Source organism: Achromobacter sp. NCFB-sbj8-Ac1-l (assembly GCF_052695805.1).
Genome location: NZ_CP199812.1, coordinates 3,388,445 through 3,412,412, shown reverse-complemented (window position 1 = coordinate 3,412,412; position 23,968 = coordinate 3,388,445). Strand labels below are relative to the sequence as shown.

General features: G+C 68.1%; 22 protein-coding genes and 1 riboswitch. Of the genes, 12 read left to right on the top strand and 10 right to left on the bottom strand.

The window, feature by feature from the left end; all coding sequences use genetic code 11:
* Positions 1 to 2: 2 nt before the first annotated feature.
* From ACUDP5_RS15615 to ACUDP5_RS15580, 8 genes are all read right to left on the bottom strand, one after another.
* Positions 3 to 1,985, bottom strand: a complete 1,983-nt coding sequence (locus tag ACUDP5_RS15615; RefSeq protein WP_263913221.1) for an FUSC family protein — start codon at positions 1,983 to 1,985, stop codon at positions 3 to 5.
* Between the two features lie 29 nt (positions 1,986 to 2,014).
* Complete coding sequence (locus tag ACUDP5_RS15610; RefSeq protein ID WP_263913222.1) at positions 2,015 to 2,497, bottom strand: YbaK/prolyl-tRNA synthetase associated domain-containing protein; 483 nt, start codon at positions 2,495 to 2,497, stop codon at positions 2,015 to 2,017.
* Positions 2,498 to 2,761: 264 nt separating this feature from the next.
* A complete protein-coding gene (locus ACUDP5_RS15605; protein WP_445656503.1) occupies positions 2,762 to 3,472 on the bottom strand; it encodes a response regulator transcription factor in 711 nt (236 codons plus the stop codon).
* Positions 3,473 to 3,615: 143 nt separating this feature from the next.
* A complete protein-coding gene (locus ACUDP5_RS15600) occupies positions 3,616 to 5,094 on the bottom strand; it encodes an efflux transporter outer membrane subunit (protein ID WP_445656502.1) in 1,479 nt (492 codons plus the stop codon).
* A gap of 8 nt (positions 5,095 to 5,102) precedes the next feature.
* The gene (locus ACUDP5_RS15595) at positions 5,103 to 6,248 is read right to left on the bottom strand and encodes an ABC transporter permease (protein ID WP_263913225.1); all 1,146 of its coding nucleotides are present in this window, start codon (positions 6,246 to 6,248) and stop codon (positions 5,103 to 5,105) included.
* The gene (locus tag ACUDP5_RS15590) at positions 6,245 to 7,195 is read right to left on the bottom strand and encodes an ABC transporter ATP-binding protein (RefSeq protein ID WP_445656501.1); all 951 of its coding nucleotides are present in this window, start codon (positions 7,193 to 7,195) and stop codon (positions 6,245 to 6,247) included. Before ACUDP5_RS15590 ends, ACUDP5_RS15595 begins: the two co-directional genes overlap by 4 nt.
* A complete protein-coding gene (locus ACUDP5_RS15585) occupies positions 7,192 to 8,160 on the bottom strand; it encodes an HlyD family secretion protein (RefSeq protein WP_445656500.1) in 969 nt (322 codons plus the stop codon). The genes ACUDP5_RS15590 and ACUDP5_RS15585 overlap by 4 nt, the downstream gene beginning before the upstream one ends.
* 2 nt (positions 8,161 to 8,162) lie before the next feature.
* Positions 8,163 to 8,963, bottom strand: a complete 801-nt coding sequence (locus tag ACUDP5_RS15580) for a TetR/AcrR family transcriptional regulator (RefSeq protein WP_445656499.1) — start codon at positions 8,961 to 8,963, stop codon at positions 8,163 to 8,165.
* 172 nt (positions 8,964 to 9,135) lie between these two features.
* Between ACUDP5_RS15580 and ACUDP5_RS15575 the strand changes: the two genes are divergently transcribed.
* The 3 genes from ACUDP5_RS15575 (at position 9,136) to ACUDP5_RS15565 (ending at position 11,647) form a co-directional block, all read left to right on the top strand.
* On the top strand, positions 9,136 to 10,173 hold the full coding sequence (locus tag ACUDP5_RS15575) for an NADP-dependent oxidoreductase (protein ID WP_263913229.1): 1,038 nt from the start codon (positions 9,136 to 9,138) through the stop codon (positions 10,171 to 10,173).
* A gap of 9 nt (positions 10,174 to 10,182) precedes the next feature.
* A complete protein-coding gene (locus ACUDP5_RS15570) occupies positions 10,183 to 10,863 on the top strand; it encodes a type 1 glutamine amidotransferase domain-containing protein (RefSeq protein ID WP_263913230.1) in 681 nt (226 codons plus the stop codon).
* Positions 10,864 to 11,023: 160 nt separating this feature from the next.
* Positions 11,024 to 11,647, top strand: coding sequence for an HD-GYP domain-containing protein (locus ACUDP5_RS15565; protein WP_445656498.1), 624 nt, complete (start codon positions 11,024 to 11,026; stop codon positions 11,645 to 11,647).
* Between the two features lie 114 nt (positions 11,648 to 11,761).
* Here ACUDP5_RS15565 and ACUDP5_RS15560 read toward each other — a convergent pair whose 3' ends face one another.
* Both ACUDP5_RS15560 and ACUDP5_RS15555 read right to left on the bottom strand, forming a co-directional pair.
* The gene (locus ACUDP5_RS15560) at positions 11,762 to 13,360 is read right to left on the bottom strand and encodes a glycerol-3-phosphate dehydrogenase/oxidase (RefSeq protein ID WP_263913232.1); all 1,599 of its coding nucleotides are present in this window, start codon (positions 13,358 to 13,360) and stop codon (positions 11,762 to 11,764) included.
* A gap of 64 nt (positions 13,361 to 13,424) precedes the next feature.
* Positions 13,425 to 14,234: a DeoR/GlpR family DNA-binding transcription regulator gene (locus ACUDP5_RS15555; RefSeq protein ID WP_081821558.1), complete on the bottom strand. Its 810-nt coding sequence runs from the start codon at positions 14,232 to 14,234 to the stop codon at positions 13,425 to 13,427.
* Positions 14,235 to 14,420: 186 nt separating this feature from the next.
* Between ACUDP5_RS15555 and ACUDP5_RS15550 the strand changes: the two genes are divergently transcribed.
* The 9 genes from ACUDP5_RS15550 to ACUDP5_RS15510 all read left to right on the top strand — a co-directional run bounded on the left by ACUDP5_RS15550 (position 14,421) and on the right by ACUDP5_RS15510 (position 23,905).
* Entirely contained in the window at positions 14,421 to 15,506 is a 1,086-nt protein-coding gene (locus ACUDP5_RS15550; protein WP_263913233.1) for an ABC transporter ATP-binding protein, read from the top strand.
* Positions 15,506 to 16,594 (top strand): ABC transporter ATP-binding protein, encoded by a 1,089-nt coding sequence (locus ACUDP5_RS15545; RefSeq protein WP_445656497.1) that lies wholly within the window; start codon positions 15,506 to 15,508, stop codon positions 16,592 to 16,594. The genes ACUDP5_RS15550 and ACUDP5_RS15545 overlap by 1 nt, the downstream gene beginning before the upstream one ends.
* On the top strand, positions 16,591 to 17,481 hold the full coding sequence (locus tag ACUDP5_RS15540) for a carbohydrate ABC transporter permease (protein WP_025136361.1): 891 nt from the start codon (positions 16,591 to 16,593) through the stop codon (positions 17,479 to 17,481). The genes ACUDP5_RS15545 and ACUDP5_RS15540 overlap by 4 nt, the downstream gene beginning before the upstream one ends.
* Positions 17,474 to 18,286, top strand: coding sequence for a carbohydrate ABC transporter permease (locus ACUDP5_RS15535; RefSeq protein ID WP_263913235.1), 813 nt, complete (start codon positions 17,474 to 17,476; stop codon positions 18,284 to 18,286). The genes ACUDP5_RS15540 and ACUDP5_RS15535 overlap by 8 nt, the downstream gene beginning before the upstream one ends.
* A 14-nt stretch (positions 18,287 to 18,300) precedes the next feature.
* Positions 18,301 to 18,609, top strand: coding sequence for a DUF2160 domain-containing protein (locus ACUDP5_RS15530; RefSeq protein WP_047992707.1), 309 nt, complete (start codon positions 18,301 to 18,303; stop codon positions 18,607 to 18,609).
* Between the two features lie 114 nt (positions 18,610 to 18,723).
* The gene (locus tag ACUDP5_RS15525) at positions 18,724 to 20,454 is read left to right on the top strand and encodes an ABC transporter substrate-binding protein (protein WP_445656496.1); all 1,731 of its coding nucleotides are present in this window, start codon (positions 18,724 to 18,726) and stop codon (positions 20,452 to 20,454) included.
* A gap of 162 nt (positions 20,455 to 20,616) precedes the next feature.
* A complete protein-coding gene (locus tag ACUDP5_RS15520) occupies positions 20,617 to 20,937 on the top strand; it encodes a DUF4148 domain-containing protein (RefSeq protein WP_445656495.1) in 321 nt (106 codons plus the stop codon).
* Between the two features lie 190 nt (positions 20,938 to 21,127).
* Positions 21,128 to 21,196: riboswitch (Fluoride riboswitch) on the top strand.
* A gap of 126 nt (positions 21,197 to 21,322) precedes the next feature.
* Entirely contained in the window at positions 21,323 to 22,558 is a 1,236-nt protein-coding gene (locus ACUDP5_RS15515) for a voltage-gated chloride channel family protein (RefSeq protein ID WP_445656494.1), read from the top strand.
* A 78-nt stretch (positions 22,559 to 22,636) separates the two neighbouring features.
* Positions 22,637 to 23,905, top strand: a complete 1,269-nt coding sequence (locus tag ACUDP5_RS15510; RefSeq protein WP_445656493.1) for a hypothetical protein — start codon at positions 22,637 to 22,639, stop codon at positions 23,903 to 23,905.
* Positions 23,906 to 23,968 lie beyond the last annotated feature (63 nt).

Here is a 23,968-nt window from a genome sequence, read left to right as displayed (position 1 = left end):
GTTCAGACCTGGTGAGCGTTTGGTTGTGGGGGCGCGGCTTTGCCCGGCGTGGCCGCGAATTCCGGGCCGGCCAGCGTCGCGCGCAGGGATTCGATGGCGGCGGCCGCCTCGCGCAGCGCGGGCACGGGCGCGTCGATCGGGTCGACCGCCACGGGCGCACCCTGTGCCACGGCCTCGGCCATGGCGTGCAGGGCGCCGGCCAGTTGCGCCAGTTCGGCGGGCGTGGGCGGCGGCGCGTCGGCGGGCAGGGACCAGGCGGTGTCCGAAACGGCGTTGGCGACGCGTTCCAGCGCTACTTCCACCGGCCACCAGGCCAGCGCGCGGCGGCTGACCAGCCGGGGTTCGGACAGGCCGCGCTGCAGCGCGATGCGCAGGTCCGACAGCCGCGCATAGGCTTGCGCACGCAGGTCGTGGCGGGTGGCGCCGTCGGCCTGGAACACGGCGTTGAGATAGGCGGCGAGCGTGTCGATGGCGGTGGCGACGGCCTGGTCCAGGTTGTGGCGTTCCAGCCGCATCCAGGGCAGGTAGCCCACGGCCAGCACGATGCCCGCGGCCACGGCCACATCCACCAGCCGGGCCAGGGCGATGGGCCAGCTGCCCGGTTGCAGCGCGCCGATCAGCAACATCAGGATGGGCAGCAGGATGGCCGAGAACAGGCCGTAGTTGCGGCGGATGGACCAGGGCAGCAGCGCCGCCAGCGCCGCCACGGTGACCAGGCTGGCGATGCCGCTGCGGTCCAGCGCCAGCACGGTGGCGCTGATGGCCACGCCCACGACGCTGCCGGCGCAGCTTTGCAGCGCGCGGGCAAAGACCGAACCGAAGTTGGGCTTGAACACCACCACGACGATCAGGGGCACCCAGTAGGAACGCGGCAGCGCGAAGGCGTGGGCGACGACTTCGGCGGCAATCAGGCACAAGCCCAGTCGCACCAGGTAGCGCACCGTGGTGGGACCGGGCCGGTAGGTGCGCGCCAGCACGCGCCACGGGGTCCGCGGCCGGGCGGGCGGCAAGGCGGGAAAGGCGTCGGGCTGGGCCGGGCCGCTGCCGTCCAGCAGCGGCTGCACGCGGGCCAGCGCGTCGGCCAGGGCATCGAGCCCCGCGCCGCGCAACGTGGCGATGTCGTCGGCGGGCGCGGGCGGGGCGTCGTTTTCCACGCGGTCGGCCAGGCGGTTCATGACGCGGGCGCCTTCGTGCGGCAGCACCCGGCCGGCGCGGGCCAGCGCCAGCGCGGTGTCGGACAGCGGCGTGCAGGCCTGCAGTTGCGCGGCCAGCCGGGCCAGCCGGGGCGAGGGGCCGGCGGCGCGACCGCGGGCGGCCAGCACGGTGTCGTAGGCGGTGGTCAGCGCGGCTTCCATGTCGCGCCGCGCGGCCATGATGCGCGAGGTGCCGATGGCGGCGAACATGGCCGCCAGCTTGCGGTAGGCGGTGGCGACGGCGGCGCGTTCCGGGGCAATGGGGTTGACGACCCAGCCCAGCAGCGTGAGCGCCAGGCCGAACAGGCCTCCGGCCCCCACCAGCACTGACGGCAGCCAGGGCGGCAGGGTCGAGGTGAGGCTGGTGCCGACGATGACGTAGGTGGCAAATTGCAGCGTGGCGACGGCGGCGATGTTGTTGAAGGTGCCGACGAGGCTGGCGATGAGCACCAGCACGGTCATGCCGGCGGCGCTCCAGAGGCCGTGGCCGGCCAGCAGGTTGCCCAGCAGGTAGCCGAGCGCGCCGCCGAAGACGGTGGACCCGATGGACAGGGCGCGATTGCGGTAGGGGCCGCCGTTGTCGCCGGTGATGGCGGGCAGGGCGCCCAGGGCGACCAGCGCGGCGGCCGCGCTCTGGTCCAGCACCAGGCCGACGGCGGTGGGCAGGCCGATGGCCAGCGCGGCGCGCAGCGCCACCCAGCGGCTGACCGGCGACGGCTCCATGTGCGCCAGGCTCATGAGCCAGCGCATGTTGGAAGCGCGTGCGCGCGTCGGGTGGGTCGGGCGGGACAAGGCGGCCTCGGGGCGCGGGTTCGTGGGGGCTAGCCTTTGATGAGCGGGGCTTCTTGCGGCGCGGCGAGCCGGAAGTAGTCGTCGGTGCGCATCAGGATGGAGGCATCCAGCCGCCCGGCGTTGAACACGATTTCATCGTGGCGTTGGCGCAGCGTGGGGTCCACCATCAGGTGCAGGTCGGGGTTGAAGCTGAAGGGCGGGATGGCGCCGATTTCGCAGCCGGTGAGTTCGCGGGCGAGGTCCTGGGACGCCAGGGACGCTTTCTTGCCGCCGGCGGCGCGGGCGATGGCTTCCAGGTCGGCCTGCTGGTCGGCGGGGAAGACGGCGAGGACGTTCTTGCGCTGGTTGGACGAGATCTTGACGCGGCAGACCAGGGCCTTGGCGCCTTGGCTGACGGCGGTGCCGCGGACGGCGGCGACTTCGACGGAGCGGCCGGCGGCCGGGTGGGAGATCAGGCGGAAGGTGGCTTGGTGATGGGTCAGCAGTGCTTGCAGGCGGGTGTAGACGTCCATGTTTGATGTCTGTTTGGCGGTGTTTGGGGGGCTAGGGGAATGATACGCCGGGTGGGGGCTTGGGCGGTTGGGGTGTCTTCGTAGGTCGCCCTGGGGGCTGGGCCTTGTTGTGGCGAGCGCCCACGATTGCGGTCCGGAGCCTTCGCTCCGGACGTCCCCTGCATCATCCTCGTACGCCTGCGGATTCCCTTGGGCGCAGCGAGGTTGCTCGCCACAACAAGGCCCAGCCCCCAGGGCTACGGGTGGCGAGGTTTGGGGGGCGGGTTAGATGTCGCCTGTGAAGGCGTAGCCCCAGCCCCAGACTGTTCTTATTGGGAGTTCCATGTTGGTTTCCTGGGCTTTTCTTCTCAGGCGGCTGACGACGACGTCGGTGCGGCGTATGGACTCGCGGCCGGCTTGGGGGTCGCCGGGGGGGAGGTCGCCGCGGGGCAGGCGTTTGTCGGGGCTGGTGGTGAGTTTGAGGAGGAAGTCGCGTTCGGCCTGGGTCAGGGCCAGGCGGGTGCCGCGGGGGCTGACGAGGGTCCAGGCGGCGTCCTGGAAGTGCCATTTGCCGTTGCCGTCGACGGGGGCGGGGCGCGGGTCGGGGTCGTGGGGGCGGCGGCCGGAGATGGGGACGCGGCGGACCAGGGCTTGCAGGGCGGCTGCGATTTCGGCGGTGGCGACGTCGGGTTGGAAGCAGGCGTCGGCGCCGCAGTGCAGGCCCAGGATGCGGTTTTCGGGGGAATCGAAGGTGGAGACGGCGACGATGCCGGCGGTGGTGTCCATGGCGCGCAGACCTGCGACGGCCATGCAAAGGTCGGTGAGTTCGGCTTCCATGACCAGCAGCGGGGTGCGGCGGGCCTGGAACAGGCGGAACAGGCCGTTGGAATCTTCGCAGCAGCGGGGCGAGAAGCCCATGCCGGCCAGGGCGTCGCTACGGCGGGTACGTTGGCGGGGGTCGGGCGAGAAGACGATGAGGTCTAGTAGGTCATTCATGAATCGTTGTCGAGATCTGTGCAGCTTCAGCGCATGCATGATGCATCGGATACAACGGATTCCTAAACGTCGCACAACACCACTTTCTTACCCGAATTCTCGGACATGAGCCCGCAAGGCCTGATTTGGCGCGGGTTTGCGGGCTATGGCGAGGATTTTGCGGCGGCCTGGGCGGGCGGTGTTTCGTTCCACCAGCCGCCGCCCAGCGCTTGCAGCAAGGCGGCGGTGTCGGCGTAGCGTGCGGCATCGGCGGCGCTGCGCGACAGCCGGGTCTGCAGCAACTGGCGCTGGCTGTCGAGCAGGCTCAGGTGGCTGATGCCGCCGGCCTGGTAACGGCCCTGGGCGATGCGGTCGGCGTCTGCCGCGCGGCGCCAGGCGGCGTCGTAGGCGCCGAAGGCCTGGGCATCGGTCTGCACGGCGCGCAGCGCGTCGGCGACCTGGCGGAACCCGTCCAGCACGGTCTGGCGGTAGGCGGCCTGGGCGGCGTCGTAGGCGGCTTGCGCCGAACGCGTGCGGGCGCGCAGTTCACCGCCACGAAACAGCGGTTGCACCACGCCCAGCCCCAGGTTCCAGACGTTGACGCCATCGGTGATATCGCCGGCCCGCGTGCGTTGCGACCCGAAGCTGGCGGTCAGGGTGAACCGGGGATACTGGTTGGCCGTGGCCACGCCGACATCGGCCGAGGCCTGGTGCAGCAAGGCCTCGGCGGCCAGGATGTCGGGGCGCTGGCGGGTCAGCGCCGACGGCACGCCGGCCGGAATCTCGGCAGGCAGGGTCAGGTCGGCCAGGCGCAGCGGCGGCGCCTGCCCGTCGGCGGGCAACTGGCCCAGGTAGGTGGCCAGCTGGTGGGTGGCCTGGGCCAATTGGTATTGCAGCGGCGGCAGGGTGGCCTGGGTCTGGGCCAGCAGCAATTCCTGGTTGCGCAGGTCGGCTTCGGCGATGCCGCCGGCCGCCAGGCGCTGGCGCATGATGTCCTGCTGGCGTTGCTGGGCGGCCAGCAGGTCGCGCGTGATGGCGACGCGTTCGGTCAGGTCGGCCTGGCGGATGGCGGTGGTGACGACGTTGGCCGCCAGCGTCATGCGGGCCGCCTGCCATTCGTGCGATTGGTAGTCCACCTGGGCGGCCAGGCCTTCCAGCGCGCGGCGGTTGCCGCCGAAGACGTCCAGCGTGTAGGACACGTCGATGGACGCGTTGTACAGCGTGAACGGGGCGGGCTGTTCGGTCACGGGCACGCCATAGGCGGACGGATCGACCTTCTGCCGGGTCGCGGACAGGTTGGCGTCCACGGCGGGCAGCAGGCGGCCGCCGGTCTCGGCGTTCAGGTCTTCGCTGGCCTGGCGCAGGCGGGCGCGGGCCTGGTCCAGTGTGGGGCTGGCGTCCAGCGCCTGGCGCACCAGCGCGTCCAGGGCGGGGGATTGAAACAGCTGCCACCACTGCCCGGGAATGTCGGCGGCGGTGAGGCGCGGCTGCGCGGCGGCCTCTTGCGGCGCGGCATAGGCCGAGACGGCAGGCGCGGCGGGCCGGCTGAAATCGGGGCCGACAGCGCAGCCGGGCAGCAGGGCGCAGGCGGCCAGCGCCGCGGCGCGGCGGGCGAGGGGCAGGCGAGGGCGGGGGCAGGACATGGCGGCCTTCAATCCAGGGTGCGGCGGTAGAACTTCACGGCGGCCGTCATGACGATGGCGGTGAACAGCAGCATGGGCCAGATGGTGGGCCACAGGTCCCACCAGCCGTTGCCCTTGAGCAGGATGCCGCGGATCAGCCGGTTGAAGTGGGTCAGCGGCAGCAGATTGCCCAGGTACTGGGCCCATTGGGGCATGCCCAGGAACGGGAACATGAAGCCGGACAGCAGCATGTTGGGCAGGAAATAGAACATCGTCAGCTGCATGGCCTGCAACTGGTTCTGCGCCAGCGACGACAGCGTGATGCCCACGGTCAGGTTGGCGGCCACGAAGATCAGCGCGCCCAGGTACACCGTCAACAGGCTGCCCAGGAACGGCACGTGGAAGATGAAATACGCGGCCAGCAGGATGATGGTGGCCTGGATCAGGCCGATGGCGATGTACGGCACGATCTTGCCGGTCATGACTTCCAGCGGCCGCACCGGCATGGCCAGCAGGTTTTCCATGGTGCCGCGTTCTCGCTCGCGCGTCATGGCCAAGCCGGTCATCATCACCAATGTCATGGTCAGGATCACGCCCATCAGGCCGGGCACGGTGTTGTATTGCGAGATCTGCTCTTCGTTGTAGAGCTGGTGCACGCGCACGTCGAACGGCGGCTGGCCGCCCGCCAGGTGCGCCAGCGGGCCGGTCAGGTCCTTCTGCGCCACGGCCAGCGCCAGCTGGTTGGCCGAGCCGATGGCCAGTCCCGTCGCCATGGGGTCGGTGGCGTCGGCCTCGATCAGCAGCGCCGGGCGCTCGCCGCGCAGCAGCTTGCGGGTGAAGTCGGGCGGAATGGTCACCACGAACAGCACGCGGCCCTGCGCCAGCGCTCTGCTGCCGGCTTCTTCGTTGGGCAGTTCGTCCACGATGTGGAAGTAGTCCGACGACTTCATCGCGGCCACGAAGCTGCGGGTGAACGGGCTGTGATCCGCCACGATGACGGCGGTGGGCAGCTGCTTGGGGTTGGTATTGATGGCGTAGCCGAACAGCGCCAGCTGCATGATGGGGATGCCCACGATCATGCCGAAGGTGATGCGGTCGCGCCGCAGTTGCAGGAATTCCTTGAGCACCATGCTCCACCAGCGCGACCACGAAAAGCCCTCCAGGTGGCGTCTCATGCCGGGCTCGCGAAGTTGTCGGAAGAACGGTTCATCAGGTAGATGAAGACGTCTTCCAGGCTGGTGTCGATGCGCTCCAGCCGCAGGTCCTGGCCGGCCACGGCGTCGTTCAGCGTGCGTTCCAGCTGCGCCGCGTCGCGCCCGCTGATGTGCAGCGCCGACCCGAAGGCCACCGTCTGGTCCACGCCCGGCGCGCCGCGCAACTGCTGCGCCAGCGGCACCAGGTTGTGGCCGTGGATGGCCCAGGTGGTCAGGTGCTGCTCGGCAATGACCTCGTCGGCCGTGCCCTGGGTCAGCAGCTTGCCGTAGGAAATGTAGGCCAGCTTGTGGCAGCGTTCGGCTTCGTCCATGTAGTGGGTGCTGACCAGCACCGAGATGCCGCGCGCGGCCAGCTCGTGCAGCTGTTCCCAGAAGTCGCGCCGCGCGGTCGGGTCCACGCCCGCGGTGGGTTCGTCCAGCAGCAACAGGCGCGGCTGGTGCAGCAGGCAGGCGGCCAGCGCCAGCCGCTGTTTCCAGCCGCCCGACAGCGACCCCGTCAGTTGCCCGGCGCGGCTTTGCAGCCCCAGGTCTTGCAGCGCGCGGTCGACGGTCTCGCGGCGCTGGGGCATGCCGTACATGCGGGCCACGAAATCCAGGTTCTCGCGGATGGTCAGGTCGTCCCAGTACGAGAACTTCTGGGTCATGTAGCCGACCTGGCGCTTGATCTGCGCGCTGTCCTTGATGATGTCGTAGCCCAGGCAGGTGCCGCTGCCCGAATCCGGCGTCAACAGGCCGCACATCAGGCGGATGCTGGTGGTCTTGCCGCTGCCGTTGGGGCCCAGGAAACCGAAGATCTCGCCTTCGCGCACTTGCAGCGACACGTCGTTGACCACGTGCTTGTCGCCGAAATGCTTGTTCAGGCCCTGCACGTCGATGACGTAGCCGCCCGGCGCCGTGGGGCCGTTCATTGCAGCGCCGCCTCGACCGGCTGGCCGGGATGCAGCCGCGCGGCGGCGTCGGGCGCCGGACGCGCCTCGATCATGTAGACCAGCTTGCCACGGGTTTCGCGGCTGTAGATCACCGGCGGCGTGTATTCGGCCTGCGGCGAGATGTAGTCGATGCGCACCGGCACGGGGTCGCCGCAGCCATCGCAGCGCACGGTGGCGGCCTGGCCGGGTTTCAGCGCGCCGGCCACGGCCTCGGGCACGAAAAAGCGCACCTTGATATTGCCCGGCGGCAACAGGCTGACGACCGGGCTGCCGGCCGGCACCCATTCGCCCACGCGGTACAGCGTGTCGAACACGAGCGCGGCGGTCGGCGCGGCCTGGCGCTTCTGGGCCAGTGTCCAGTCGGCCTGGGCCAGCGCGGCGCGGGCGGCCTCGACCTGGGCGGCCTGCGCACGCCGCTGATCCTGGCGGCCGGGCAGGTTGGCCACGTCCAGCTGGGCGCGCAGTTCGCGCACCCGCGCCGCATCCGACTGCGCCTGCGCGCGGCTGTCGTCCAGTTGGGCGCGGGCCACGCCGCCGATGCGGAACTGGGCGCTGTCGCGCGCCAACTGCGTGGCCGACCGGCGGCTGGCGGCTTCGACCTGGGCCAATTGGGCGCGGGTGACGTCAACCTCGGCGGGGCGCTTGCCGGTGGCAATGTCTTCTTGCTGCGCAGTGGCCGCCGCCAGTTGCGCGTCGGCCTGGTCGCGGGCGGCGGTTTCTCGGGTGGCTTCCAGCGCGAACAGCGGCGCGGCGGCGGCCACCTGCTGGCCGCGCTGCACCGACAGGCTGTCCAGCCGGCCCGCTTCGGACGAGGCGATGTACAGGTATTCGCCTTCGACATAGCCCTGGTAGACCGCGTCGCTGCCCTTGCCGCAGGCGGCCAGCAGCAACAGGCAAAGGGCGGCGGCGGGGCGTGCAAGGCGCAAGGCAGAGTCGGTGCGCATGGTCAGCGTCCTGGGGTGGGCGAGGGGGGAAGCAGGGTGTCGGCCATGGCGTCGGGCGGCGCCAGGTCGGGGCAATCGGCGGCGGCGTCGCCATGGGCCAGGCCGGCCGTCAGCGGGGCCGCTGGGGTGAACAGCCCGCCCGTCAGCATGGCCACGGCGTGGGCCGCGATGGCGTCGTGGCCGATGGCCTGGGCGGTCGGGTCTTCCTGCCAGATGCGGCGCCACAGGCTGGACGTGGCCAGCGGCAGCAGGGTCAGGCCCAGGATCGACAGGAACACCAGGCGCGGTTCGACCCCGGGCGTGATGGCGCCGGCGCGCTGGCTGTCGGCGATCATGCCGGCAAAGACCTGCAAGCGCTGCGACGGCAGGTGGCGCAGCACCCGTTCGCGCAGCTGGCCGCCTTCGTTGACCACCTCGTGCATCCACAACGCCGGCAGCCAGGGCCGGTCAGCGGCGCAGCGCACCAGGCGCGAGACGATTTCGGTGATGACGGCGCGCGCGGTGTCGGCCGGGCCGACCACGCGGCGGGCCGTCTGCGGCACGGGGCTCCAGACAAAGCTGATCACTGGCACCACGCGTTCCAGCACGACGGCATCCAGCAACTGGTCGCGGCTCTTGAAGTAGTAATGCAGCATGGCCGAGGTGACCCCGGCGCGCTCGGCGATGTGGGCGATGCGGGTGGCGGCCACCCCCTGCGCGGCGAACAGATCGGTGGCAATGTCCAGCAGCTGGTCGCGGACGGCGGCGTTGTCGGGGCGGGGCGGGCGGCCCGGACGGCGGGCGGGGGCAGGCGAATTCGGCATGCCGCAAATTCTAATTAAATATTTAATTAATTAAAAGGGGGGCGAGGGGCAGGGTTGCCGGACAAGCCGCCGGGCATCGATGGTGTAATGCCCTGAAGGCCTGCCGGCGCTGTTCGTTTTCCCGCGTTTCCCAGGGCAGGCCATGATCCGGAACAGAAGGAGTCTGCACGCCATGCCGCAATCGTCCTCCCTCAACCGCCGCATCGTCCTGGCCGCCCGTCCGCAGGGCGAGCCCGCCGACAGCGATTTCCGCCTGGAAACCGACGCGGTGCCCCAACCCGGCCCCGGCCAGCTGCTGCTGCGCACGGTCTACCTGTCGCTTGACCCTTACATGCGCGGCCGCATGAGCGATGCGCCGTCCTACGCCGAACCCGTGAAAGTCGGCCAGCCCATGGTGGGCGGCACCGTATCGCGGGTCGTGGCGTCGAACCATCCCGATTACCCGGTGGGCGAATGGGTGCTGGGCCAATCCGGCTGGCAGGACTACGCCGTGTCCGATGGCGCCGGCCTGCTCAAGCTGGGCCAGTCGCCCGACCATCCGTCCTATTCGCTGGGCGTGCTGGGCATGCCGGGCTTTACCGGCTACATGGGCTTGCTCGACATCGGCCAGCCCAAGGCCGGCGAAACCGTGGTGGTGGCCGCGGCCAGCGGCGCGGTGGGCGCGGTGGTGGGCCAACTGGCCAAGATCCACGGCTGCCGGGCCGTCGGCATTGCCGGCGGCCCCGACAAATGCCGCTACGTCGTGGACACGCTGGGCTTTGACGCCTGCATCGACCACAAGGCGCCCGACATGGCCGAGCAACTGGCGCGCGCTGTGCCGCAGGGCATCGACGTGTATTTCGAGAACGTCGGCGGTGCGGTGTTCGACGCCGTGCTGCCGCTACTGAACCCGCGCGCGCGCGTGCCGGTCTGCGGCCTGATCTCGGCCTACAACGCCACGAGCCTGCCCGACGGCCCCGACCGCCTGCCGCTGCTGATGCGCACCATCCTCACCAAGCGCATCAAGGTGCAGGGCTTCATCATCTTCAACGAATACGCGCATCGCTACGGCGAATTCCGCGAGGCCATGCAGGGGCTGCTGAAAGACGGCCGCATCCAGTACCGAGAAGACGTGGTCGACGGCCTGGAAAACGCGCCGCGCGGCCTGATGGGCCTGCTCAAGGGCGAAAACGCGGGCAAGCGCATCGTGCGCGTCGGCCCCGATGCATAGGAGCGCAACATGAATATCCTGATCGTGCTGACTTCCCACGACACGCTGGGCAACACGGGCCGCAAGACCGGCTTCTGGCTCGAAGAGTTCGCGGCGCCGTACTACGCCTTCCTGGATGCGGGCGCGACGCTGACGCTGGCCTCGCCCAAGGGCGGCCAGCCACCGCTGGACCCCAAGAGCGACGACCCCGACGCCCAGACCGACGACACCCGCCGCTTTCGCCAGGACCCGGCCGCGCAGCAGCGCCTGGCCGCCACGCGCCGCCTGGCCGAGGTGCAGGCGGCCGACTACGACGCCGTGTTCTATCCCGGCGGTCACGGGCCGCTGTGGGACCTGGCCGAAGACCCCAAGTCGGTCTCGCTGATCGAGACCATGCTGGCCGCCGGCAAGCCCGTGGCCGCCGTGTGCCACGCGCCCGGCGTGCTGCGCCACGCCAAGACCGCCGATGGCAAGCCGCTGGTGCAGGGCCGCCAGGTCACGGGCTTTTCCAATGCGGAAGAGGCCGCCGTGCAACTGACCGACGTGGTGCCCTTCCTGGTCGAAGACCAGCTGGCCGCGCTGGGCGGCTTGTACACCAAGGGGCCGGACTGGCAGCCGTATGTCGTGTCCGACGGTCTCTTGATCACGGGGCAGAATCCGGCGTCGTCAGTGGGCGTGGCGCAAGCGTTGCTGGACCGGCTGAAGGCGTGATGCGCGGGCGTTGGCGCGCTGGCCGCAGGCGTGCCGGCGCCTTGCCGATGTCCGCATCGTTGTACGGTTCGATTCGCCGCGCGGGGCGCGCGCTTGTGTCAGAATTGATACTTTCAGACACAAGCGCACGGTTCCGTTGCAACCGCGCGCCCCATGCCTAATGCCTCCAGACTTGCCCCCGCAGGACGCGTCCGCGCCTGCTGCCTGTTCCCCAGGTTCTTGCGAAGCCGCGCTGTTCGCCGCGATGCAGGCGCGCGATCCTGCCACCGGCCGCCATTGCCACCGCGTCGTCGCCCTGAGCGTGGCCCTGGCCCACGCCTGCGGCCTGCCTGACGACGAACAGAAAGCGGTTGCCGTGGCCGCGCGCTTGCACGACGTGGGCAAGATCGGCACGCCGGACCGCGTGCTGTTCTCGCCCAAGCGGCTGGAAAAAGACGATTGGGACATCATGAAGTCGCACGCCGCGACGGGTGCCGACATCATCATGCATAGCGACATACCGCAACGCGAACTCATCGCGCTGGCGGTGCGCCATCATCACGAACATTTCGATGGCTCCGGCTACCCCGAGGGGCTGGCCGGGCACGACATTCCGCTGCATTCGCGCATCATTTCGCTGGCCGATTCCTACGACGCGCTGGGCGACGCCCGGCCGTATCACCCGGCGCGCACGCACGCCGAGATCATGCGCATTCTCAACGTGGAAGCGGGGTCCAAATGCGACCCCGATCTGTTGCGCGTCTTCGAGACGATGATCCAGCACAGCCCGCTGCGCGTGCCGTGAAAGCAGGCGCACGCACTGCGCTTGCGGCGGGTGCGTGAACGCAGGGGCACGGCGCGCGGCCATCGCCACGCGGTATGACCCTGCAGCCATCGACGCGGCGTTGGCCGCGCGAGATCACTTCAGCTTGTAATGCGCCGCCACGCCGGCCAGCTCCTGCAGCGTGCGCTGCTGCCAGGCGGCGTCGTGGCCCAGTTCCTCGGCCAGGATGCGCGCGACTTCCGGCGCGGCCATCAGGGCGGCGTCGGCGTCCAGGAACAGCGCGCGGTTGCGGCGCGCCAGCACATCTTCGGCGCTGCGCGCCAACTCGAAGCGCGCCGCGAAACGCACGTGCGCTTCGGACAGGCCGCTGCTTTTCACCAGCATGCGGTCCGCGCCGGGCAGGGCCTTGAGCGCGGGCAGGTCGCTGCCGTAGTAGCTGTCCGGCGTGCCGGCATGTTCCTGCGACGGCGCCAGGCCGCCCGAGCCATGCAGCGCCAGCGACTCGGTGCGGCAGCTGGCCTGCGTCAGCAACTGGTGCTGGATGGCGGTATCCACCACGTCCTGCGCCATGCGGCGGTAGGTGGTCCATTTGCCGCCCGTGACCGTCACCAGCCCGGCCTGCGACACCAGGATGGTGTGCTCGCGCGACAGCGACTTGGTGGAGGCATCCCCCGTGGCCTTGACCAGCGGCCGCAGGCCCGCCCAGACGCTGGTGACGTCGTCGCGCGTGGGCTTGCGGCTGAGGTAGCGCGCGGCCGTCTGCAGGATGAAGTCCACGTCCTGCGCGCCGGCTTCCGGGTCCAGCGGCAGGTCGTTGCGCGGTGAATCGGTGGTGCCCACGATGGTGTGGCCGTTCCACGGCACCACGAACAGCACGCGGCCGTCGTCGGTCTTGGGAATGAGGATGGCGCGCTTGCCCGGCAGGAAATCCTGCGGCAGCGTCAGGTGCACGCCCTGGCTGGGCGCCACCATGGTCGGCGCGTTCTTGTCTTCCATGCGGCGCACGCTGTCGACCCACACGCCGGTCGCGTTGATCACGCAGCGCGCGCGCAGCGTGAAAGTGGCCCCGCCCAGCGCGTCCTGCGCGGTCACGCCGTCGACCTTGCCGCCGGTGGTGGTCAGGCCCGTGGCGCGCACGTAGTTCACCGCCGTGCCGCCCAGGTCGAACAGCGTGCGCATCAGGCTGAGCGCCAGGCGCGCATCGTCGAACTGGCCGTCGTAATACAGCACGCCGCCTTTCAGGCCGCGGCCGTTGACGCTTTCGGCCAGGGTCGGCGCATTGGCCAGCGTGTCGCGGCGCGACAGCCAGCGGCTGGGCGACAGGTTCAGCTTGCCGGCCAGCATGTCGTACATCTTCAGGCCGATGCCGTAGAAGGGCTGGTCCAGCAGGTTGTAGGCCGGCACCACGAAGCCCAGCGGCCACACCAGGTGCGGCGCATTGCGGTTGAGCAGGCCGCGTTCGTGCAGGGCCTCGCGCACCAGGCTGATGTTGCCCTGTGCCAGGTAGCGCACGCCGCCGTGGACCAGCTTGGTGGCCTTGCTGGACGTGCCCTTGGCAAAGTCGGCGGCTTCGATCAGCAGCGTGCGGTAGCCGCGGCTGGCGGCATCCACGGCGGTGCCCAGGCCGGTGGCGCCGCCGCCGATGACGATCACGTCCCAGGCGGGCGTGTTGTCCAGTTGCGCCAGCAGGCGGTTGCGATCGGGCGGGGTGACGGAGGCGGACGTTTGGTTCATATGCAAGGTGGCGGCTGGGCCGCGAGGTAATCAGTGCGGTGTTTCGTAGGAGCAGGGCGCCGGGTCAGGCGGCCTTGGCGGCGTTCGGTGCGGCGGCCACTTCACAGCGCACGCCGGAATCCAGCAGCACCTGGGCCAGCGGTTCCTGCGGATGCGCGTCGGTGAAAAAGCGGTCGATCTGCGAGATGTGCGCCAGTTCCACCATGGCCTGGCGCTTGAATTTGCTGCTGTCGGCGGCCAGCCAGACCTCGCGCGATTGCTCGATGATCGTGCGGGCCACGCGCACTTCGCGAAAGTCGTAGTCGCGCAGCGTGCCGTCGGCTTCGATGCCGGAAATGCCGATCAGGCCGATGTCGACCTTGAACTGGCGAATGAAATCCATGGTGGCTTCGCCGACGATGCCGCGGTCGCGCGAACGCACGACGCCGCCGGCCACGATGACCTCGCAGTCGGGGTTGTCCGACAGGATGTCCGCCACGTGCAGGTTGTTGGTAATGACGCGCAGGCCGCGGTGGCGCAGCAGGGCGCGCGCGATGGCCTCGGTGGTGGTGCCGATGTTCAAAATCAGCGAACAGCCGTCGGGCACGGCGCGGGCCACGGCCTCGGCGATGCGCTGCTTGCCGGCGGCGTGCAGCCCCTGGCGCTTGCGGTAGGCGATGTTCTCGATGGTCGACGCTTCGATGCGCACGCCGCCATGAAAGCGCGACAGCAGGCCGGCTTCGGATAGGATGTTGACGTCGCGCCGCACGGTCTGCAGCGTGACGTCAAAGCGTTTGGCAAGCTCTTCGATCGTGGCCGAGCCTTGGGCTCGCACCATTTCGATCAAGGCGCTTTGTCTGGGATTCAGTGTCATGTTCGCATCATAAAACAACAAAAGCGAAAAATAATGACGCACTGCAAGATTGTTTTTTGTTCGCTTCTTCGGTAAAACGCACAAAAAACGAAAGCGATCTGAAAGAAAAACCTGAAACGACGCGTTCTTGCGCGCCGCAAGGGCCGCTGTACCCCAGTATCGATGCCCGATTGAATAATCGGGGACGTATAAGAGGCAGGAGACCAGATGCAGCTGACCCTGGACAGGATAGGTTTGCGAGCCGGCTCGCAGACGCACCTGTATCCGATGACCCTGGCCCCGGTGCCAGGCGCCATGACCGTCCTGCTGGGGGCCACCCTGGCGGGCAAGACATCGCTGATGCGCATCATGGCCGGGCTGGATCGGCCCACCGAAGGCCACGTGCTGGCCGACGGCCGCGACGTGACCGGCGTGCCGGTGCGCCAGCGCAATGTCGCCATGGTCTACCAGCAATTCATCAACTATCCGTCCATGACGGTGTTCGACAACATCGCGTCGCCGCTCAAGCTGCGCGGTGAAGCCGGCATTGCCGACAAGGTCGGCGCCATGGCGGCGCGGCTGCACATCGACCACCTGCTGGCGCGCTACCCGTCGGAACTGTCCGGCGGCCAGCAGCAGCGGGTGGCCCTGGCCCGCGCCCTGGCCAAGGACGCGCCCCTGATCCTGCTGGACGAACCCCTGGTCAACCTGGACTACAAGCTGCGCGAAGAACTGCGCGACGAGCTGTCGGCATTGTTCGCGCAGGGCCGTTCCACCGTGGTCTACGCCACCACCGAACCGGGCGAAGCCCTGTTGCTGGGCGGCCACACCGCCGTGCTCGATGCCGGCGAACTGCTGCAATACGGCCCCACGGCCGAGGTCTTTCACCGCCCCAACTCCATTCGAGTGGCGCGCGCGTTCAGCGACCCGCCCATGAACCTGTTCGCCGCGCGGCGCAACGAAATCGGCTTTGCGTTGCAGGGCGGCATCACGGTGGCGCGGCATCTGCCGCCCAGCACCGGCAGCGACCTGACCGCCGGACTGCGCGCCGGCGCGCTGGACGTGACCCCGCGCCCCGGCCACATCGGCCTGGACGGCGTGGTCAAGCTGGCCGAGATCTCCGGGTCCGACACCTTCGTGCATGCCCGCACGGCGGCCGGCGACGTGGTGGCGCAGCTGCCCGGCGTGCATCGCTACACGCTGGACCAGCCGCTGACGCTGTATTTCGACCCGGCGCAGACCTACGCCTTTGGCGCCGACGGCGCCTTGCTGGCCGCGCCCGCGCGCCGCGCCGCAACCGGGGGGGGCGCCTGATGGCACAGATCGAGCTGGACCTCTCTCATTCCTACGTCGCCCACCCCCAGGCCGACGAGGACTACGCGCTGCTGCCGCTGAAGTTCACTTTCCGCGACGGCGGCGCCTATGCCTTGCTGGGCCCGTCGGGCTGCGGCAAGACCACCTTGCTGAACTGCGTGTCGGGCCTGCTGCGCCCGTCCCATGGCCGCATTTTGTTCGACGGCCAGGACGTCACCGGCAAGACGCCGCAGGCGCGCAACATCGCCCAGGTGTTCCAGTTTCCGGTGGTGTACGACACCATGACGGTCGCCGAGAACCTGGCCTTTCCGCTGCGCAACCGCGGCGTGCCGCCCGAACGCATCCGCGAACGCGTCGGCCGCATCGCCGAAATGCTGGAGATGTCGCACGTGCTCGATCGCCGCGCCAGCGGCCTGACCGCCGATGCCAAGCAGAAGATCTCGCTGGGCCGCGGCCTGGTGCGCAACGACGTGTCGGCCATTCTGTTCGACGAACCGCTCACCGTCATCGACCCCCAGCTGAAATGGGAACTGCGCAGAAAGCTCAAGGAAATCCACCACGAATTCAAGCTCACGCTGATCTACGTCACGCATGACCAGACCGAGGCGCTGACCTTTGCTGACCAGGTGATGGTGATGGCGCGCGGCCGCGCCGTGCAGGTCGGCAGCGCCGACGACCTGTTCGAACGCCCCGCGCATACCTTCGTGGGCCACTTCATCGGCTCGCCCGGCATGAACTTCCTGCCCGCCGCATGGCGGGACGGCGCGCTGCGGGTAGGGCAGTGCCGTGTCGACGGGCTGTCCGATGCCCTGGCGGCCAAATTGGCCCACGCCGGTCCGGTCAAGCTGGGCGTGCGCCCCGAATACCTGCGCCTGACCGACGCCCAGGCGCCCGGCGCCTTGCCGGTCCGCGTGGACCGCGTGCAGGACGTGGGCACCTACACGCTGCTGGTGGCCGACTTCGAAGGCACGCCGCTGCGGGCCCGCCTGGGCGCCGACCTTCCCGCCATGGCGCCTGGCGCCACCGTGTGGCTGTCGGCCCTGAATCCGCACACGTGCTTTTACCGCGACGAGGAACTGATCCGATGAAACCGATCAATCACCGGGCCTGGTTCCTGGTCCTGCCCGTGGTGCTGTGCGTGGCGTTTTCGGCCATTCTGCCGCTGATGACCATCGTCAATTACTCGGTGCAGGACATCATCTCGCCCGAGCGCCGCGTGTTCGTCGGCACCGAATGGTTCGCCGCCGTGCTGCAGGACGAAGAGCTGCACGGCGCGCTGTTTCGGCAGATCGGCTTTTCGCTGGCGGTGCTGGCCATCGAGATCCCGCTGGGCATCCTGCTGGCGCTGTCGATGCCGGCCAGCGGCTGGCGGGCGTCGGCGGTGCTGGTCATCATCGCGCTGTCGCTGCTGATTCCCTGGAACGTCGTGGGCACCATCTGGCAGGTGTTCGGCCGCACCGACATCGGCCTGCTCGGCGCCACGCTGTCGTGGCTGGGGGTGGACTACAACTACACCGGCAACGACGTCGACGCCTGGGTCACCGTGCTGGTGATGGACGTGTGGCACTGGACGCCGCTGGTGGCGTTGCTGTGCTATGCGGGCCTGCGCGCCATTCCCGACGCCTACTACCAGGCCGCCCGCATCGATGGCGCTTCGCGCCTGGCCGTGTTCCGTTTCATCCAGCTGCCCAAGATGCGCGGCGTGCTGATGATCGCGGTGCTGCTGCGCTTCATGGACAGCTTCATGATCTACACCGAGCCCTTCGTCCTGACCGGCGGCGGGCCCGGCAACGCCACGACCTTCCTGTCGCAATACCTGACGCAGAAGGCCGTGGGCCAGTTCGACCTGGGCCCGGCCGCGGCGTTCTCGATCATCTACTTCCTGATCATCCTGCTCTTGTGCTTCATCCTCTACAACTGGATGCAGCGCGCCGGCACCACCGGCGGCTTTGACGAGGAGCGTGCCAATGCGTGATTCATCCACCTGGTGGCGCGGCGCCTTCCTGGCGCTGTACCTGGTGTTCGCCATCCTGCCGCTGTACTGGATGCTGAACATGTCGTTCAAGACCAATACCGAAATCGTCAGCACGCTGACCCTGTGGCCGCGCGATTTCACGCTGGAACACTACCGCACGATCTTCACCGATCCCGCCTGGTATTCCGGCTACATCAATTCGCTGATCTACGTCGTCATCAACACCGTCATCTCGCTGGCCGTGGCGCTGCCGGCCGCCTACGCGTTCTCGCGCTACCGCTTCATCGGCGACAAGCACGTCTTCTTCTGGCTGTTGACCAACCGCATGACGCCGCCGGCCGTGTTCCTCTTGCCGTTCTTCCAGCTGTACAGCTCGTTCGGGCTGATGGACACCCACCTGGCCGTGGCCCTGGCGCACCTGGTGTTCAACGTGCCGCTGGCCGTGTGGATCCTGGAAGGCTTCATGTCCGGCGTGCCGCGCGAAATTGACGAAACCGCGTATGTCGACGGCTACTCGTTCCCGCGCTTTTTCCTGACGATCTTCCTGCCGCTGATCAAGTCCGGCGTCGGCGTGGCGGCGTTCTTCTGCTTCATGTTCAGCTGGGTCGAACTGCTGCTGGCCCGCACGCTGACGTCCGTCAACGCCAAGCCCATCGTCGCCACCATGACCCGAACCGTCTCGGCATCAGGCATGGACTGGGGCGTGCTGGCCGCGGCAGGCGTGCTGACCATCGTGCCCGGCGGCATCGTCATCTGGTTCGTGCGGCACTACATCGCGAAGGGCTTCGCGATGGGCCGCGTCTAGGACAGGGAGCACACATGTTCAGCTGGATGGTATGGACCACCCCGGTCGCCGTGTTCTTCTCGTGCATCGTCCTGATGCTGGTGGGCATGACGGTCTGGGAACTGAAATCGCCCACGGTCGAGCGCAAGGGCTTTCTGCCCCTGCGCACCACCCGCGGCGACCGCCTGTTCATCGGCTTGATGGCCGCGGCCTGGCTCAACCTGGCGTTCCTGGGTTTCGGCCAGAAGGCGGTGGAATGGTTTTCGCTGGATGAGCCGCCATCGGTGTGGATCAGCTTCGTGCTGTCCATGCTGCTGTTGGCTTTCATCATGAGAAAAGGCTGAAAGGGGCAACAGAACCCCACGCGACATCAGCGGTTTGGAAGGACTATCGGCCAGCGTCTTCCCCGGCCAGCGGTCCGCAGCACGATACGGGAAGACTTATCGAGGAGACAGGTCATGAAATTGCGCATGCACGCCATGGCGGCCGCCATCGCCCTGATCGGTACGTCAGGAGCCTGGGCCGGCGAGCCGGAAGCGAAAAAGTGGGTCGATTCGGAATTCCAGCCGTCGTCCCTGTCCAAAGACCAGCAGATGGCCGAGATGAAGTGGTTCATCGACGCCGCCGCCAAGCTCAAGGCCAAGGGCGTCACCGAAATCAACGTGGTGTCCGAAACCATCACCACGCACGAATACGAGTCCAAGACCCTGGCCAAGGCCTTCACGGAAATCACCGGCATCAAGGTCAACCACGACCTGATCCAGGAAGGCGACGTGGTCGAGAAGCTGCAGACGTCGATGCAGTCCGGCAAATCCATCTACGACGGCTGGATTTCCGATTCCGACCTGATCGGCACCCACTACCGCTACGGCGCCATCCTGCCGCTGTCCGACTACATGGCCGGCGCCGGCAAGGAATGGACCAACCCGGGCCTGGACCTGAAGGACTTCATCGGTACCAAGTTCACCACCGCGCCGGACGGCAAGCTGTACCAGCTGCCCGACCAGCAGTTCGCCAACGTCTACTGGTTCCGCGCCGACTGGTTCGCCCGGCAAGACCTGAAAGACAAGTTCAAGGCCAAATACGGCTACGACCTGGGCGTGCCCACCAACTGGTCCGCCTACGAAGACATCGCCGACTTCTTCTCCAACGACGTCAAGGAAATCGACGGCAAGAAGGTCTATGGCCACATGGACTACGGCAAGAAAGACCCGTCGCTGGGCTGGCGCTTCACCGACGCGTGGCTGTCCATGGCCGGCGCGGCCGACAAGGGCCTGCCCAACGGCCTGCCGGTGGACGAATGGGGCATCCGCGTGGCCGACGACAAGTGCACCCCCGTGGGCGCATCGGTGGCACGCGGCGGCGCCACCAACAGCCCGGCCGCCGTCTACGCGCTGACCAAGTACGTCGACTGGATGAAGAAGTACGCCCCGCAGCAGGCCATGGGCATGACCTTCTCGGAATCCGGCCCGGTGCCCGCGCAAGGCCAGATCGCCCAGCAGATCTTCTGGTACACGGCCTTTACCGCCGACATGACCAAGAAGGGCCTGCCGGTCGTCAACGAGGACGGCACTCCCAAGTGGCGCATGGCCCCGTCGCCCTACGGCCCGTACTGGAAGGACGGCATGCAGAACGGCTACCAGGACGTCGGCTCGTGGACCTTCTTCAAGTCCACCAACCCCGACAAGATGGCCGCCGCCTGGCTGTACGCCCAGTTCGTCACGTCCAAGTCGGTCTCGCTCAAGAAGTCCATCACCGGCCTGACCTTCATTCGCGACAGCGACATCCACAGCGACTACTTCACCAAGAACGCGGCCAACTACGGCGGCCTGATCGAGTTCTATCGCAGCCCGGCACGCGTGGCCTGGACGCCCACCGGCAACAACGTGCCCGACTACCCCAAGCTGGCCCAGCTGTGGTGGAAGAACGTCGCCACGGCCGTCACCGGCGAAAAGACCCCGCAGGCCGCCATGGACAACCTGGCCAATGAAATGGACCAGGTCATGGCGCGGCTGGAACGGGCCGGCATGGCGCAATGCGCGCCCAAGCTCAATGCCAAGAGCGATCCGAGCAAGTGGCTGTCGGATCAGCACGCGCCTTGGAAGAAGCTGGCCAATGAAAAGCCCAAGGGCGAGACGGTGGCTTATGAGAAGCTGCTGGAAGCCTGGAAGGAGGGCAAGGTGCGGTAAACGCATCGACGCCTGAGTTTTTTTCATCCCGCGCCACGGGCTGGTCCGTGGCGCTTTTTTCTGGATGTCAAAAACGTAATCTCCCTATCCGCTTTCTGTCTGCATCGCCTTCCTAGAATGAATTCCGTGCAGTACCCAACGTGATTCTTAGGAGTGTGAAGCATGCAGATTCTTCGTAAAACCGCTTTGTTCCTGGCCCTGGCGACGGGCGTGTCGGGCGCCGCGCTGGCGCAGCCGGTGGCATCGGCCGGGGCGCCGGCCACGGCGTTGACCCGTCCGTATGGCCAGTCGTTGACCCGCGCCGAAGTGCTGGCCGATCTGGCGCTGTGGAAGCGGGCCGGGGTGGACCGGTTCTGGCGCGGCGAGGCCACGCCGGATATCTACAGCCCGGAATACCAGGCCGCGTTTTCGGAATACGTGCGGCTGCGCACGGGGCCGGATTACCCGGCCGAGGTGCAGCGCCAGAGTGACGCGCGCCGCTAAGCGATAGGGCCTTCGCGACATCAACCACATCTGGCTTACCGGCGTGCCGGAGTCCGGCGACAGGCTGCTGTTCGCTGACCTGGAGCTGGACTTGTTACGCGTCGGGCCGTTCAGGCGTTGCCGTTGACGCCCAAGGAATTCGGGCGGCTGGCCCTGCTGGTGGGCAGGCCACGCCGCCTTCGGCTATATTCCTGCCAACGGAGATGGTGTTCCTCCTTTAACCACCGCGCCTTGCGCGGTTGATGACGCCTACAGAAACCTGACCAATGTCGGGGCTGTAGGCGTTCGCATTTTTGGCCTCATCTGGCTGTATTTGCGACTTCATCTGCGGCTTCTGTTCAGCCTTGAACCATTGGTCAGCCCGAGTCCTTTCGAGCCATGACCCATGCCGCGATTTCCCCGTATAGAACCCTTTGAACGCTTGCCCTACGCCGGCAAGTGGTTCGCGATTGCGTCCCTGGTCGGCGCGCTGGCCGGCTGCGCGTCGGCGATCTTCCTGTTAGCCCTGGACCTGGCCACCGGTTGGCGGCAAAGCCACGCCTGGGTGATCTGGCTGCTGCCGGTGGCCGGCTTTGGGGTGGGCTACGTGTATCACCGGCTGGGCAAGTCGGTGGATGCCGGCAACAACCTCATCATCGACGAGATCCACGACCCCAAGCAGGTCGTGCCGCTGCGCATGGTGCCGCTGGTGCTGGGCGGCACGGTCGTGTCGCACCTGTTTGGCGCGTCGGTCGGGCGCGAAGGCACCGCCGTGCAGATGGGCGGCGCGCTGGCGGACCAGCTGACGCGCCTGCTTCGGCTGGGACGCGAAGACCGCCGGGTGCTGTTGATGTCGGGCATCAGCGCCGGTTTTTCGTCGGTGTTCGGCACGCCCCTGGCCGGCGCGGTGTTCGGGCTGGAGGTGCTGGCCATCGGCCGCATGCGCTACGAGGCGCTGTTTCCGTGTCTGGTCGCCAGCATCGTGGCCGACCAGGTCTGCCTGGCCTGGGGCATTCACCACACGGCGTATGCGATCGGCGCGATCGCACCCGTGGGCGTGGCCAGCGTGGCGGCGGTATTGGCGGCGGGCATTGTGTTTGGCCTGGTCGGCATGTTGTTCGCGGCGGCCGTGCACACCCTGGCGGGCGGGGTCAGGCAGCTTATCGCCTACGCGCCGCTGCGCCCGGTGGCGGGCGGCATCGTTATCGCGACGGCGGTGTGGACGCTGGACGCCTACCGCTACATCGGCCTGGGCATTCCCGACATCGTGCGTTCGTTTCAGGCGCCGATGGCGCCGTGGGACTTCCTGGGCAAGTTCGCCTTTACCGTGGCCTCGCTGGGCACGGGCTTCAAGGGCGGCGAAGTCACGCCGCTGTTCTATATCGGCGCCACGCTGGGCAATGCGCTGGCGCCGCTCTTGCACATGCCGTTCGCGATGATGGCCGGTATCGGCTTCGTGGCGGTGTTTGCCGGCGCGGCCAACACGCCGATCGCGACCACGCTGATGGCCATGGAACTGTTCGGCGCCGACATCGGCCCGCTGGCGGCCACCGGCTGCGTCACGGCGTATCTGTTTTCCGGGCACGCGGGCATCTACCGGGCCCAGCGGGTGGGGCATCGCAAGCATCACCGCCAGGGGTAGGGCGCGGCGCGCGTTGGCCCGGAGATCCCTGCGGTATGCTGTGCGCTTTTCCTGCCTGCCGCCGCGGCCACTTGCTCCATGTTCAAGCGCACGACTGCCTCCACCGCCGCCATGGTCGAAGGCCGCATCGAGCAGATGCGTGTCGCCGTGCCGCTTGTCCGAGGCAACGTCCATATCGTGGTGAATGGGGTGTCGGTGTATGGCGCCTTCGAGAGCGCCGCCGACATCCGCACGTTGCAGGAACTTCAGCAGCAAGGCGTGCCCGTGCGCGTCGGCGTGCTGGATGGCCCGCAGTCGCTGCGGCACTTTTCGTGGCTGTCTGCCGCGAAAGGTCCCGGCATTGCACCGCGCTACTACGTGGATCAACGACGCCGCGCCTGGCGCAGCATCGGCATCGGCGCCGCGCTGGCCGCCGCAATGATCGCGGGCTGCTTCCTGCTGGACCTGGGGTCCTTCGTGCAGGTGCTGCTGCTGGTGGTTGCCTTGACGGTGGCCCTGGTCGCGCTGATCGTGGCAGGCAGCGCCTTGTATGGGCTGTGGCACAACCGCCTGCACCGTCCAGCCATCTTGCAGAGTGAAGCGTGGTACCGCCAGCAGCAGGGCAGGCCGGTCTTGCCTGGCGCCGATGCGTCTGCCGCCGCGTCGGCGTTGCTGGCGGACAAGCAACGGCTTGGCGAGCCGCAGATCAGCGAACAGCTCATCGCCGATGCATCGCCCGAGATCCTGCATGTACACGGCGTGTTGCGGTCCTTGACCCACGAGGCACGCCCCGGGACGCGGCACCGTCCCAGTTTCGGCGTCTATCGGTTCCAGATCGGTCGCCAGCACTATGCACTGCACGTCGGCGAAGACCTGGGCAACGTCCAGCCTTTTCTGGCGGAAGGCGACCGCGTCGAGCTGGCCGCCTACGCCGGCGAGATTCCCGGCGCGGGGCCGCACCGGCTGGTCTACGGCCTGCGCAATCTGGAAGATGGCCGCGTCTACGTCTGCCACCGTCATTTCCGCGGCGCGCATGCGCGGATCGGGCCGGTCGGCGTCGGCCTGAATCAGCGCGTGCCGATGCTGGCGCTGCTGGGCAGTCTGCTGCTGGTCGCCTGGCTGGTGGTCGTGGGCTTTCTCTATTTTGGCGGTTCACCACAAGAGCATGCCGACCTGCCTGAGCTGGCGACATTCCTGTTCGCGATCCTGCTGTTTGTCTGGGCCTGCTTTGCCGTGCCGCTGCTTTTTCTGGACACGCGCTGGCGCCTGGGGCGGCCGACACGTCGCCAGCGCATTCTGGAGCGCATCTACCGCACGCTGGATCTGGGCACGCCGTTCGCGCCCAAGGTGCGCATCGAAGAGGTGTAGTGACCTGTCACGGCCGTGTCAGCACAGGGCCGGCGGCAACGGATATAGTCTGGGCAGTTCCCT